Origin of the sequence: Exiguobacterium sp. s138 (genome assembly GCF_018618775.1) — a bacterium.
GTDB classification, from domain to species: domain Bacteria; phylum Bacillota; class Bacilli; order Exiguobacteriales; family Exiguobacteriaceae; genus Exiguobacterium_A; species Exiguobacterium_A artemiae.
Genome location: NZ_JACSMW010000001.1, coordinates 406,249 through 419,245, shown reverse-complemented (window position 1 = coordinate 419,245; position 12,997 = coordinate 406,249). Strand labels below are relative to the sequence as shown.

11 protein-coding genes and 1 other annotated feature are annotated in these 12,997 nt (G+C 49.5%); of the genes, 5 read left to right on the top strand and 6 right to left on the bottom strand.

Annotation, left to right across the window (positions count from 1 at the left end):
• Positions 1-48: 48 nt before the first annotated feature.
• Positions 49-1,491 carry a C40 family peptidase gene (locus KNP91_RS02120; RefSeq protein WP_214765258.1) on the top strand — a complete coding sequence of 481 codons (1,443 nt, stop codon included), beginning with the start codon at positions 49-51 and terminating at the stop codon, positions 1,489-1,491.
• Between the two features lie 43 nt (positions 1,492-1,534).
• On the opposite strand, the gene KNP91_RS02115 is transcribed toward KNP91_RS02120, so the two are convergent.
• Positions 1,535-2,722, bottom strand: a complete 1,188-nt coding sequence (locus tag KNP91_RS02115) for a helix-turn-helix domain-containing protein (protein WP_214848356.1) — start codon at positions 2,720-2,722, stop codon at positions 1,535-1,537.
• A 121-nt stretch (positions 2,723-2,843) separates the two neighbouring features.
• Between KNP91_RS02115 and KNP91_RS02110 the strand changes: the two genes are divergently transcribed.
• Entirely contained in the window at positions 2,844-4,112 is a 1,269-nt protein-coding gene (locus KNP91_RS02110; RefSeq protein ID WP_214848354.1) for an MFS transporter, read from the top strand.
• 19 nt (positions 4,113-4,131) lie between these two features.
• On the opposite strand, the gene KNP91_RS02105 is transcribed toward KNP91_RS02110, so the two are convergent.
• Positions 4,132-5,142, bottom strand: coding sequence for an LLM class flavin-dependent oxidoreductase (locus tag KNP91_RS02105; RefSeq protein ID WP_214848351.1), 1,011 nt, complete (start codon positions 5,140-5,142; stop codon positions 4,132-4,134).
• A gap of 167 nt (positions 5,143-5,309) precedes the next feature.
• Here KNP91_RS02105 and KNP91_RS02100 point away from each other — a divergent pair, with 167 nt between their 5' ends.
• From KNP91_RS02100 to KNP91_RS02090, 3 genes are all read left to right on the top strand, one after another.
• Complete coding sequence (locus KNP91_RS02100) at positions 5,310-5,798, top strand: pyridoxamine 5'-phosphate oxidase family protein (RefSeq protein WP_214848349.1); 489 nt, start codon at positions 5,310-5,312, stop codon at positions 5,796-5,798.
• Positions 5,799-5,923: 125 nt separating this feature from the next.
• Entirely contained in the window at positions 5,924-6,895 is a 972-nt protein-coding gene (locus KNP91_RS02095) for a cation diffusion facilitator family transporter (protein WP_214848346.1), read from the top strand.
• Positions 6,892-7,179, top strand: a complete 288-nt coding sequence (locus KNP91_RS02090; RefSeq protein WP_214848343.1) for an MGMT family protein — start codon at positions 6,892-6,894, stop codon at positions 7,177-7,179. Before KNP91_RS02095 ends, KNP91_RS02090 begins: the two co-directional genes overlap by 4 nt.
• A 42-nt stretch (positions 7,180-7,221) precedes the next feature.
• Here KNP91_RS02090 and KNP91_RS02085 read toward each other — a convergent pair whose 3' ends face one another.
• The 4 genes from KNP91_RS02085 to KNP91_RS02070 form a co-directional block, all read right to left on the bottom strand.
• On the bottom strand, positions 7,222-7,734 hold the full coding sequence (locus tag KNP91_RS02085) for a pyrophosphohydrolase domain-containing protein (RefSeq protein ID WP_214765270.1): 513 nt from the start codon (positions 7,732-7,734) through the stop codon (positions 7,222-7,224).
• A 79-nt stretch (positions 7,735-7,813) separates the two neighbouring features.
• Positions 7,814-9,460, bottom strand: a complete 1,647-nt coding sequence (locus tag KNP91_RS02080) for an aromatic amino acid hydroxylase (RefSeq protein ID WP_214848340.1) — start codon at positions 9,458-9,460, stop codon at positions 7,814-7,816.
• Positions 9,461-9,519: 59 nt separating this feature from the next.
• Positions 9,520-9,723, bottom strand: a binding site (T-box leader).
• Positions 9,724-9,787: 64 nt separating this feature from the next.
• Positions 9,788-10,933 (bottom strand): FUSC family protein, encoded by a 1,146-nt coding sequence (locus KNP91_RS02075; protein ID WP_114596212.1) that lies wholly within the window; start codon positions 10,931-10,933, stop codon positions 9,788-9,790.
• Positions 10,934-11,050: 117 nt separating this feature from the next.
• On the bottom strand, positions 11,051-12,985 hold the full coding sequence (locus KNP91_RS02070; protein WP_114596213.1) for a PTS fructose transporter subunit IIABC: 1,935 nt from the start codon (positions 12,983-12,985) through the stop codon (positions 11,051-11,053).
• Positions 12,986-12,997 lie beyond the last annotated feature (12 nt).

Sequence of the window (12,997 nt, the reverse complement as noted above, 5' to 3'; positions counted from 1 at the left end):
GATGCCTCATCGAACAAGACTGACTATTTTGGAAGGGAGCCACACTACGTGAAAAAGACTTTTCTCACTTTGACGACACTTGCGCTGATCAGCTCAGCCACTGGCGTCGAAGCCGCATCAACGACACTCATCTTGACAGACAACGTCAACATCCGGACTGCTGCCACTACTTCCGCTCCTGTCATCACCACACTTAAAAAAGGAACGACGGTCACTGCAGTCAAAAAGACCGGATCCTGGTACGAAATTCGTCACCAATCGAAAAAGGCTTTCATTACAGCCGCATACGTCAAAACCGTTCCAGCAAAAGCACCGACAACCACGACCTACATAACGAACACCTCGTCCGTCAACGTGCGTGAGAAAGCAACGACCGCTTCTAAATCGCTCGGTAAACTGGCGAAGAACGTCAGTCTTTCCGTTAAAAAGAAAACCGGTGAATGGTACGAAATCAATTACAAAAACAAATCCGCTTATGTCCATACGACACTGGTCACCGCTAAAACATCGACCGTGACGACAGGATCAAAACCGCCGGTCACGACACCGGTCACACCTCCTGTTTCAACGGCCGTCAAAGCTGTCGATTCGTCCAAGCAGTACGAAGTCAATGCTAAAGAAGGGCTAAATGCCCGCCTTTCCGCTTCGACGACAGGAAAAATCTATAAAACGCTGGCGCACAAAACCGTCCTGAAAGTAACAGGTGCGGTCGATACGTGGTATCAAATTCAATTAGACGGCAAAGCACTGTATGTCGCCTCGAGTTATGTCTCAGCGACGGCTAAGGATGCACCGCCGCCCGCTCCTTCAACACCGGGTGTCTCTGTCACACCGGTCGACCAGTCGAAAACGTATAAAGTCGATGCACCGACCGGCTTAAATGTCCGGACTGCTCCATCGACGGCATCGACCGTCTTCACACAACTTGCACACGGATCAACGGTTCAAGTCATGGGCGAAACGACCGGTACAAGTGCCGGTTGGTATCAGATTAAAATTGGTACCGCTTATTATTATGTGGCTAAAACCTACATCACGACCGGCTCTGTCTCTACTCCGGTGACACCACCCGTCACTCCGCCAACGACGACGATTCCGGCGTCAGGCATCATGGAAAAAGCCATCTCAATCGGTCAACAGTACCTTGGTACGCCGTACGTCTGGGGTTCAAGCAGTCCCGTCAACGGTGGATTCGATTGCTCCGGCTTCATCAACTATGCGCTCAATACGGCCGGCTACAAAGTGGCCCGGACGAACGTCAACGGCTACTGGAACAATGACGGCTACCTCGGTCAAAAATTATCGAAATTACGTCAACCGGTCCGCGGCGACATCATTTTCTTCGAAAATACGTATGCAGCCGGTCCGACGCACATTGGCATCATGTTGAACAACGATCAGTTCATTCATGCCAACACACCGTCACTCGGGATCAGTCGCCTGTCTGAGCGTTACTGGACACAAAAATTACTTGGTTTTAAAGCACTTTAATCCAACAGGACCAACTGGGTGATATCCCGATTGGTCCTGTTTTTTATGCCAATTCCGCTAACATTTCCTCAATTTGCCGTTTGAAATGACCGGGTGACAGTTGTATCGTCAATTCTTCCACTTCTGCTTGACGATCCAATCCAACTCCGGCCCGCATGGCAAACGCGAGCGCATATAACATCATCGCGTGATCGTACTCACCACCGGCCCGCCATAACTGGGCATTCCTCCAAATTTTAGAAACGGCGCTCTGCAGGTCAAAGGTCAGTTCCTCTTTTGAATCATTCCACAGACAAAGATAGACTTCGAAATATCCGATGTAATGAAGACAGGCTTCAATCTCGACTTCGATCAGCCGTTCCCGTGCCCCACGAATTCCGGCATAATCCTTGCGATGGACAGCAATCGATCCTTTCGTCAAATCGACAAGAATTTGATCAAGTGCCGTCGCTTCCGTGAATAAAAAGAAGTGCTGTAATTTTTCGAGTTCAAATTCTGCCGCTTCGTACTCCTTTTCCAAACTTAAAAACAGGGCGAGCAACCGGTGGTAGTTACTGACATCACTGTAGACACCCTTTTCCCGCATGTAGCGGATTCCTTCCCGTAAGAAAGCAATCGACTGACTCCAGTTATCATCAATCACACTGACACGGATTGCCTGCAACATTTGATAATCAAGAAATGTCTCATGCGCGAGCGGGACATCCTGAAAAATCATCATCCCGTCAATCTTCCGGTACGCTTCTTCATAGCGGCGCAGGAAAAATAAAAAATAGACTTTTGAAATTTGTACTTTAATCTGTTCATCCCGTAATCCAAGCTGTTTAAATACGTCTTCCGCCAGATCGAAGTAATGTAATCCTTTTTCCGTATCAGAAAAACGTAAAGCACTTCCGTATTCGTAATAAATTTGCCCTTGCCAGTAAGAATTGATGGCGGGCTCTAAATACGGCTCAAGCATCGTCGCAATTTGTCCTTCCGCATAATAACCGCTTGCGGTCGAATTGATTTTTTCAATCATTTGCTTCATTTCGACGGCACGCGGATCAATCAATAACGCGTCGATGGAGACATGTAGACGATGGGCAATCGATTGTAACGCCGGTAAAGACGGTGTCGCCTTTTCGTTCTCGATCATACTGAGCATCGACTTCGTCATGATGCCGTCTGCGACATCCGACTGTGTTAATTTTTTCGCTTTCCGTAAACTTTTAATGCGTTGTCCCAGCATCGTTAGTACCTCTCTCTATCAAGTAAGTTCAATTAAATTTAACTTTTACATTTACAATTCTTCCCTGCTCCTCTAGTATAAAGGAAAGTTCAATTAAATTGAACAAAAAGGAGGAATTATGATGTCGAAAAATTTACAACGGTTGTTATTCGGTAAGTTTTGTTCATTATTCGCCGCCAGTCTGTTTACGTTCGTCGCCGGTCTGACCGTTTTACGGGAAACTTCATCCGGGCTTCAATTCGCACTTGTCTTACTCGCCGGGACACTGCCGCGGATTCTGTTATCCCCTGTTGCCGGTGTTCTGTCTGATCGCTGGAACCGGAAAAAAATCATCGTCACGACCGAAGCATCAAGTGCCTTCATACTTGCCGTATTTGCAGGTTACGCGACCTTTTTTCCTGTCCAGACGATGCATTACATGATTGTCAGCGCCCTGTTGACTGCTCTTTCAACCTTCCTTTCCGTCACTTTGATGAGTTCGTTGACACGATTGCTTGATGATGCGGAACTACAACGTGGTAATTCCCTCATTTCAAGTATCAGTTCCCTTTCCTCAATCGTTGCTCCGATGCTCGCTGGTTTCCTGTTAGCCTTTGCACCGATCCACCTCTTCACCTTCTTACCGTTTAGCTTGTTTTCACTCGCCGCACTTTGGAACATGCGGCTGACGTTCCGGGTAATTCCTTCTGCCGGTGAAGAAAGCTCACCTTCATTTTGGACAGACTTTCAATCAGGTTACCGCTATTTATTCAAACAACGTGTCCTGACGACACTCATCTTGATGGCACTTGTCTTGAATTTCTTTTTCATTGCATTGGAAGTCATCTATCCGATCATCCTGCTCGATCGCCTTACCTTCACCGCCTTCCAATTCGGAACAATTGAAGCCGCTTTAGGTACGGGTCTGTTGCTCAGCTCCCTGATGCTTGCTCTGCCTCGTTTTACGATCAAGCGTCCGTTGGTGACATTGTTTCAGTCGATTGCTTTAGTCGGTATGCTGTTTCTTTCACCAGTATTACCGTTACTCGACCTTATTCCATCAAACTGGACGTTCGGTTATTTTTTCGTTTTCTCTTTCATCGTCGGATTTATCCTCCTCCGGGCAAACATTCCGATTCAACTCCTCATCCAGCGTCAAACAGACCCTGCTTACTTAGGACGGGTCATCGGTGTCATGGAATCCCTTGCGATGGGCATCATTCCACTCGGTATGTTGTTATTCGGCTTCTTAAGTGATCACGTTTCCCTCACTCTGATTCTCGGGATCAGTTCATTCGGTTTACTCGTGACCGTCAGTATCGGATTCTTTCACTTGCGGCACGATATCAAAATGGAACGCTTACCGGAAAACCAGCTTGAAACAGAAAAAACGTCCACCTCAGCGAGCTGAGATGAACGTTTTGATAGACTTAAACCATTGCTTTGACTGCATCCATAATCAGACGGAGTGATTGTTGTTTCGCATCCTTGTCGGCAATCATCGAAGCAATCATCACTTCATCTGTTCCATATGAATCGGCGAGGTTTTGCAACTGACGCGCGACGTCTTCCGGATTTCCGACAATCATCCGTTTCCGGTTTTCGGCGATCCGGAACTGATCTTGGAACGAGTACTGGTAAGCCGCCGCTTCTTCCGGAGTCGGCGTGCCTGTTGACGAGACACCTTTCTCAAGCAGGAGCAATGACAAATCAAGACTCGAAGCCAATAGTTCCGCTTCTTCCGTTGTCTCGGCACATGTCACGAAAATCGAGACGAGTGTCTGCGGCGTCTCATTAAACGACGTCGCCATGAAGTTATGACGGTAATAATCCATCACTTCTTGACCACCCTGTCCGTTGATGAAGTGGGCAAACGCGAAACCAAATCCGCGCTGCGCCGCATTCAAGGCACTGCCGCCGCTTGACCCGAGCAACCAGGCTTCCGGTGTCGTATCGACTTCCGGTGTCGCAACAAGTCCTGCAAACCGGTGATCAGCCGGGGCCCCGTCTTTTAAATAATCGACGAGATCATCGAGTTGTGCGCCGTAATCGGCTCCGCCGAACCGCGGTGACGATCCTTCCTGAAGGGCACGTGTCGCGAGCGGCATGCCACCCGGTGCCCGACCGAGACCTAAATCGATCCGGTTTGGTGCAAGTCCCTCGAGGACACGGAAGTTCTCCGCGACTTTATACGGACTGTAATGCGGTAACATGACGCCTCCTGAACCGAGACGGATCTGTTTCGTAACGGCTGCCATGTAAGCAATCAAGACTTCCGGACTTGATCCGGCAAGTGTTTTCGCAAAATGGTGTTCTGATACCCATAACCGTGTATATCCGAGTTCATCAGCAATCTTCGCCAGTTCAACCGTTTCCTGTAAAGCTTCTGACGGGGTCTGTCCTTTTGAGACCGGCGATTGGTCTAAAATACTTAATTTCATCTATAATCTCTCCCTATGGTGTTGACTTCATGTCTAAACTGTACGCCTGTCCAATAACCGAATGCAATTAAACTGCCTGTTTACCGGATGGCGACGTTTTCAATTTGAAATTCAGGGAACATTCTTAAAGTAGCCGCAATTAAAACTTAGAGGATGAGGTGTTTTTCATGTCAACGAACCATACATCAAATCAAGAAGCCGTTGAAACGGTCAAAAAATTAATCGATAAAATCGAAACAGCGATGCTGACGACGATCTCAGATGAAGGTCTTGTCTCCCGTCCGATGCAAACTCAGGATATCGAGTTCGATGGCGATCTCTGGTTCCTTACATCAAAAGATACAGGCAAATATAATGAAATCCTTAAAAATCCGAACGTCAACGTCGCCTATGTCGACAAATCGTACGTCTCGATCCGCGGGAAAGCTGAATTCGTCGAAGACGTAGCCCGTAAAAAAGAATTATGGAGCCCACGTTATGAAGCGTACCTCGGAACGACGTATGAAGATCCGAAAGTCGTCCTGATCAAGGTCAATACGGAAGGCGCAGAATACTGGGAAACTGGAAACACGACGAAATCCGTCAAACAGCTGTTGAAAAAAGCCGTCGGTAACGACGACTCGAATGAAATCAACAAAAAAGTAGATTTAAAATAAGCTTTTTTGGACCGAATCGCCTTGTAGCGATTTGGTCTTTTTTTGTTTGAATTGGTTTTAAGCAAGCCATCTGGTGTAACATACTACTATTAGTAATCAAGTTTATTAGCTAAAGGAGACGCATCATGGGAGAATTCATTACATTATTAAAACGCGGTAACCGCTCCGCCTTGACCGCCGGAATCGTTAACTCGATCATTGCCGTCATCAAAGCAGTTGCTTATGTCTTAACGGGAAACGTCGCTATGTTTGCCGAAATGATGCATACGTTCGGCGATGCCGCCAACCAGTTTTTTGTCTTCATCGGCTCCGCCCTCAGTAAGAAGGCGCCAACTAAACGGTTCCCGAACGGGTTCGGCCGTCTCGTCAACCTCGTATTACTCGGTGCGATTCTATTCGTCGGCATCATGGCTTACGAAACGATTCATGAAGGCATTGCCCATATCATTGAACCGACCGAATCAACCGGTTTTTGGATTACACTGTCCGTCTTATTTGTCGGTGTCGTCCTCGAAAGCGGCGTCTTTTACAAAGCGATGCAGGAAATCGCCCACGATGCCCGCCTCACGACAAAAGGTCCCAAATTGATTCTCGACAGCTTCCGTGCCTTAAAGCAGGCAAAACCCGCGACACGTCTTGTCTTCCTCGAAGATTTAGTCGCAACGGCCGGCGGACTCGTCGCCATGATTGCCGTCATCATCTCGCACCTGACACCGTTCCATCAGGCGGAAGGGATTGCGTCGATCATCATCGGACTGATGATGTTTTATGTCGTAGGCAACGTCTTTTTACAAAACGCGGCCGGCGCACTTGGTGAAGCCGATGAGACGATGGCCGCACGGCTCGGCGGTCTCATCATGCAGGATGCCGATGTTCGCGACATCAGTAAGCTCGAAGTCATCAAGGAAGGGGACCATTTCCATGTCGAAGTCGAGATTGAAGTCGATCCGTCGTTGACGATTGCACAAGCCGATGACATCAAAGACCGGCTCGAACTGCAAATCCGTCTGCAACAAGGGATCACAGATGTCACGATCGGGTTTGACGAAGATGATAAAATTCAGCAGTATATCGTTTCCACGAAGGAAACCCTTTGATTCCGTTTACGCAAGAGGTCGTTGGTATTATCCGCTCGATTCCGGCAGGACGCGTCATGACGTACGGTCAAGTCGCCCGGCTTGCCGGAAACCCGCGGGCAGCCCGGCAAGTGGCACGGATTCTCCACAGCCTGAGCCGGACGGAACACCTGCCGTGGCACCGAGTCTTAAATGCCAAAGGTGAAATTTCACTGGACGGTGACGAACAGCAACTGGCACTCGAGGCGGAAGGAATCGTCTTTGATCGTCCCGGGAAGTTGTCGTTGTCCCGTTATCAGGTCTGAACAAAAAGGAAGTAAACCGCATGTGCGGCTTACTTCCTTTTTTCATGCTTTTTCTTTCATTTGGCGCACTACTTCTGCTTCGAGTTGCGGCTCCGGCGGCAACCAGCCGTCCGGCTTCATGACCTTCTGATCCGATTCCCGGAAAATCGGTTGGCCGTCCGGACCGAGTTTCGCCATGTTGGCCTGTTGGACGATTTCGAACAACGGCCCCGGCTCAAGACCGGCTTCAACAAAACTGCCCATGATGAAGTACAGGGCATCCGTCAAGGCATCGCCTTGACCGACGAGCCGTTCGACTTCCGTCACCGGATAGGTTTCCTTCAGTGATTTTTTAACGGCCTGATCGAGTCCTGCCTTAAACGTCTCGATGGCAGCTAAAAACTCCGTTTCGCTTTGCGACGACTGATGCAGGAACTCGACGACTGCTTCTTCTGCTGTCCAGGTCGCCCGTTTGACACCGCGGTCGAGCGGAATCGCTGTCGGTTGAACCGCCCCCGGATGATGGAACGTCTGATGGAATTGTTTGACGTCCTGATAGTAGTTCGGTTGTTTCATATCGATCACTCCCCTGTTCCGTTTCACTTTCACACGGTTTCCATTCTAACAGGTTTCAAGGGATTTCTCGACCGTCCGCTTACCGGACGAGATCCAGCAGACGCATACCGCGTGTAATCAATTCTTCCCGTTCGATCGATGTCTGCTTCAAACGGTCGAGATCAGCGATTAGTCGCGGCTGATCGACTTCATCGGCCAGTTCGAGCAACTCCAGGCGGAGTAACCAAGCATCCGGTAATTGATTGAGTGTCCGGTCAATCAACTGTGGCAACAATTGACGGTCAGCCCGTCCTTCCCGCATTTCCCGAACAGCTTCAAAGATTGGGTCGGCTGCTGTCAACGGACGTTCAATCCGTTCGAATTCGACTGTCTCAGGAATCGGTTTTAACGCTTCGACTTCTGTTCCTGGGAAAGCTGATGTGATTTCACCGACGACCAGTTCCATCCGGTCCATCGCTGTTGTTTGACCGGCATTTGTCACCTGCGCGTCTTCCAGAATGACGAGTGCCCGATGACCGTTAACATTTTGAATCGCTGAAATTTGTCCTGTGAGATGAACTGTCCCTTCTGTCCAGTCGAGTTGCTCTCCGACTTTGACTTGCATCAGGACTTCATTCAGTTCTTGTCCGTGAAGGAGTGTAAATCCTTCCGGATGATCGGCGAGCCCTTGTCCTGTCAAAACTTCACCGTTCGCAGCAAGCGCTGTCGGACCGGTCAGCTTAACGAGGTGCAGAGATTCATGGATTTCCTGTGTTTCCGGCACACCGACAAGCGAGACGCCGCTGTCAAAGACAAGCGTCGAAAGGTTGCCTGACTCGACGGCTTTCGTCAACCCGTGGATACCGCCGCGGACGTATGACATCGTCTGCGCAAACTCCTCCAGGGCTTCCCGGAGCTGTTCGAATGATTCGCAGACAAACAGTTCTTTTTGCATGCTCGTGACGTCATGTTTCGTCGCCAGTGCTTTCGCAAGTGAAAACGGATGTTTGACGACCGCGTCTGTCAGACAGTGACGGCTTTCACCGACTGATGATAAAAGACCGGCTCCGTAGATTTGCGGATTGTCGAGATCACCGATGAGACCAAACTCAACCGTCCACCAGAACAGACGTGAAATTTCATTCGCTTCCGAGATACCGGTCACATGGGTCCGGGTTTCAGCAAGGGCAATTTCCGCCTTCTCGATGTCAGCCGGTGTCGAAAACGGACTTTCTTTGACAATCGTCAATTTTTTCAACGCTTTGAAGACGTCGTGCTCCGCTTTATGGTTAAAGGCATGGGCACCGATCTCACCGAACCGGCGAACGAATTCTGCGTACGTCGGATTCATCAGGATTGGTGCATGTCCCGCTGCTTCGTGCAAGATGTCCGGTGCCGGTGTGTAGAGAATGTTATCGACCTTGCGGATATCCGTTGCGATCGGTAACAAGCCGTGTCCTTGGAAATCAAAGAATGCGACGCCCGGTATCAGACCGTCAACGGCGACCGTTCCCCAGCCGCCCCGGCTCAAGTTGGCCGTCATCTCCCGGACATCCGGAATCCGTTCCGGACTGATGCCGGACGCAGCGAGTCCTTCGAGGTATGCCGGATGGGCTGTGTCTTGTAACGTCTTTAAATTCAGTCGCATGACGTAACGCCAGACCGCGTGATCCGTCGGCGTGTAATCGTCGTAGTGCTGTGGTGCGACGTGTGGTTGTAAGTGACTTGGAATGATTGGTGTAGACATATGAATTCCCCCTTGAAAGTAGATGAACAACAAAAAGTCCCTGCCGAACAAAGATGTTCGACAGGGACGACAAAAGGCCGCGGTACCACCCTGATAATCTACGTAGACATAGATCGCTTCATTACGGGATAACGGTTTTCTCCGCTTGCATGGCAAGAGACTCGGAAACTGTAATTCGATCCAATCTGTGTACACGTTCGCAGCGCCACGTGCTCTCTGAAACAGGGAGATTGTTTCTACTTCGGTTTCGTCTTCGTCCAATTCCTTTTGTTCTGTTATGCTGTTATGCTGTTAGCAACTAAAGTGCTGTTAAGAAGGACTATACGCTTACTTTTGACTTTCGTCAATCGCTTTTTTTCGTTTAAAGCGGTTAAAGGTTTTATCACGGACTGATTTTTGTTCGATCGACAGCGAAGTCACATGGCGGCGAAGCGCCCCGTTCAGCCGTTTTTCAAACAATTCCAGTTCCTGAATCCACTCGTTCATCGCGACGACGATCGGCAGGATTTCCATGATGATTTCTTCTTCCAACTCATCCCGGTCAAGGAACGAGTGTTTGACGAAGGCAATGTTTTCTTTGACGAGATCTTCCATCGCGAGCGGTTCTTCCGTCAATAACAAGTCATACGTCAGCAAGACCTTTTCCTGACGCTGGGCGATATGCATCAGGTGATAGAACAACTCGCTCCGTAACTCGTCAGCAATCGAATTCAACGCCTTCTCCCGCTCCCGGAAACGTTCTGCCGTCGCGACACCCCGTTCCAAACACGACTGCATATGTTGCAGAATGATCAGGTTCCGCAGTAACGAGACGTGCCGTTGCCGGGATCCGCGAATTTCTTCCCGGTGCAGATTAAACAACGTCTTCGTTTCGAGCATCGAACGGCTCATCTTGTCGATGGCTGACCGGTAAGGTGTGACTTTCCCTTCAAAGGCAATTGCCCGGGTCACGACGAGCAGCTTCTCGAACAGTTTCGAGGCTTTCTGATAATAGACATTTCCGTAACGCGGCGGGAAAATCAGCGCATTGACACCGAGGGCACAACCAATCCCGAGCATGACGAGTAAGTAACGGATCAGGACGATTTGCCACAATGGATCGGTCGCCCCTTCAACACTTTCCAGGATGACGATGATCATCAAGACGACGTGGGGAATCGTCCGGCCGAAACCAAATGCCAATAAAATTGAGATGGCGGCCATGATGACGATTCCGATTGCCAGTGGATTAGCCGGGTTGTCACCTAAAATCCATAACGAGACAAGCGTCAGGAAGGCTCCGATCAGGTTAGCTTCCGCTTCCTCGAGGAATTGTTTCCATGTCTGATAAACGGACGGTAATAACGTTGTCGCTGCCGAAATCGCAGGTAGGATCGGGCTCAGATTAAACAGGTTGCTGATAATCAGCGCCAAAATGACCGCAAGTCCGGTCTTGATGGTACGTGGTCCGATTTGTAAAGACTGACCGCCCATATACAAACCTCCTTTTATAGTGGGGATACGCCCCCTATTCTTGCTCTAATACCCGAAAAAGGCAATTAAAAAATCACTCCAAGTCGCCTTGGAGTGATTTTATCGAATAATTTTTTCTTATGAAGCTTTTGTTCCCGTGCCAGAAGTCATTTCTTTTTTCGCAACTTCTTGATCGACGAGCGGTTTTTTCAAGATCGAGAGGATGGCAGCTCCGACAAGTGCTCCGATTAAGATCGCACCAGCGTAGCTGAGGACTGCCATCAATGTGCCTGATGGTCCGTCAAGTAATGGGAAGACGAACACACCGCCGTGTGGTGCCGGAAGCAACACACCGAAGACGATTGTCAAGGCACCGGCGATTGCTGAACCGATGACGCTTGACGGGATGACACGAAGTGGATCGGCTGCTGCGAATGGAATCGCACCTTCTGTGACGAATGAAGCCCCCATTGCGTAAGCAGCGATACCGGCTTCGCGTTCTTGCGGTGTAAATTTCTTACGTGCGAACAATGTGGAAGAGAAAGCAACGAGAAGCGGTGGAACCATACCACCTGCCATGACGGCTGCCATGACTTCCGTGTTTCCTGCTGTTAAAGCGGCTGTTCCGAAGACGTAAGCCGTTTTGTTGATTGGACCACCCATATCAATCGCCATCATCGCTGCGACGAGCATACCGAGCAGGATCGCGTTACCGCCACTGAGACCGTTGAGTGAATCTGTCAACCATGTCATGAAAGCAGCGATCGGTTCGTTGATGACAAGCAACATGATCATACCTGTGATGAATGAACCGAACAGCGGGTAAAGCAAGACCGGTTTGATCCCTTCAAGAGCTTTCGGAAGACCTTGTAAGACTTTGATCAGTAAGAGAACGACATAACCAGCAAGGAAACCGGCAATCAATCCGCCGAGGAATCCAGCGTTCCCTTGGCTTGCGAGGAACCCGGCAATCAAACCTGGTGCGAGACCCGGTTTATCGGCAATCGACATCGCGATGAATCCGGCAAGAATCGGAATTAAGAGACCAAAGGCTGCTTTACCAATCGACATCAATTGAGCGGCAAATTCGTTGTATGACGGATCTTCCGGGTTCGCTGAGTTGATGCCCCAGAAAAAGCTGATGGCGATTAAGAGTCCGCCGGCAACGACGAGTGGCAACATGGCGGAAACCCCGCTCATCAAGTGTTTGTAGAAGCCGCCGCGGGCCGGTTTTGAGCTGTCGCTTGATCCACTGCCTTTATACACCGGTGCATCCTGTTTAACGGCACGGTCAATCAGTTCTTTTGGTTTACGGATTCCTTGAGCGACCGGAACTTCGACAACGTGTTTCCCGTTGAAACGATCCATCTCGACGGCTTTATCCGCAGCGACGATGATGGCTGTCGCTTCTTGAATATCTTGACTTGTCAGACCGTTTTTCACGCCGGTCGAACCGTTTGTCTCGACTTTGATGCGGACACCCATTTCTTCCGCTTTTTGACGGAGGGCATCTGCTGCCATATACGTATGGGCAATACCGGTCGGACATGCTGTGACGGCAAGAATATATGGTGCGTCCTGTGCGACACTTGACGACGAGACGTCGACCGGACCTTCTTCTTCCCGTTCTTTTGCTTCGATCGCAGCGATGACTTCATCTTCCGAACGAGCGGAAAGAATCGTATCACGGAACTTCATGTCCATCAGGTAGACAGACAGTTTTGATAATGTTTCAAGGTGCGCGTTGTCGGCATTTTCGCCGGCTGCAATCATGAAGAACAAGCGGCTTGGTTGTCCGTCAAGTGCTTCGTAATCGATTCCTGTCGAACGTCCAAAAGCGATGGCCGGTGATTTAACGGCTGCCGTCTTCGCATGCGGAATCGCGATTCCTTCACCGAGTCCGGTCGTACTTTGTGCTTCCCGGGCCAGGATGGCTTCGCGGTAAGCAGAGCGGTCATTTAATTTTCCGGCACGATCGAGTACATCGACGAGTTCATCGATGACAGCTGCTTTATTCGACGAACGTAAATCGAGTTGGATCGTATCACGTGTTAACAGATCTGTAATTTTCATGAGTTTGTCACT

Coding starts and splice junctions, on each gene's coding strand:
- KNP91_RS02070 (WP_114596213.1), bottom strand. CDS start 12,985: ATGAAAATTACAGATCTGTTAACACGTGATACGATCCAACTCGATTTA.
- KNP91_RS02080 (WP_214848340.1), bottom strand. CDS start 9,460: ATGTCTACACCAATCATTCCAAGTCACTTACAACCACACGTCGCACCA.
- KNP91_RS02075 (WP_114596212.1), bottom strand. CDS start 10,933: ATGGGCGGTCAGTCTTTACAAATCGGACCACGTACCATCAAGACCGGA.
- KNP91_RS02110 (WP_214848354.1), top strand. CDS start 2,844: ATGTCGAAAAATTTACAACGGTTGTTATTCGGTAAGTTTTGTTCATTA.
- KNP91_RS02105 (WP_214848351.1), bottom strand. CDS start 5,142: ATGAAATTAAGTATTTTAGACCAATCGCCGGTCTCAAAAGGACAGACC.
- KNP91_RS02115 (WP_214848356.1), bottom strand. CDS start 2,722: ATGCTGGGACAACGCATTAAAAGTTTACGGAAAGCGAAAAAATTAACA.
- KNP91_RS02085 (WP_214765270.1), bottom strand. CDS start 7,734: ATGAAACAACCGAACTACTATCAGGACGTCAAACAATTCCATCAGACG.
- KNP91_RS02095 (WP_214848346.1), top strand. CDS start 5,924: ATGGGAGAATTCATTACATTATTAAAACGCGGTAACCGCTCCGCCTTG.
- KNP91_RS02100 (WP_214848349.1), top strand. CDS start 5,310: ATGTCAACGAACCATACATCAAATCAAGAAGCCGTTGAAACGGTCAAA.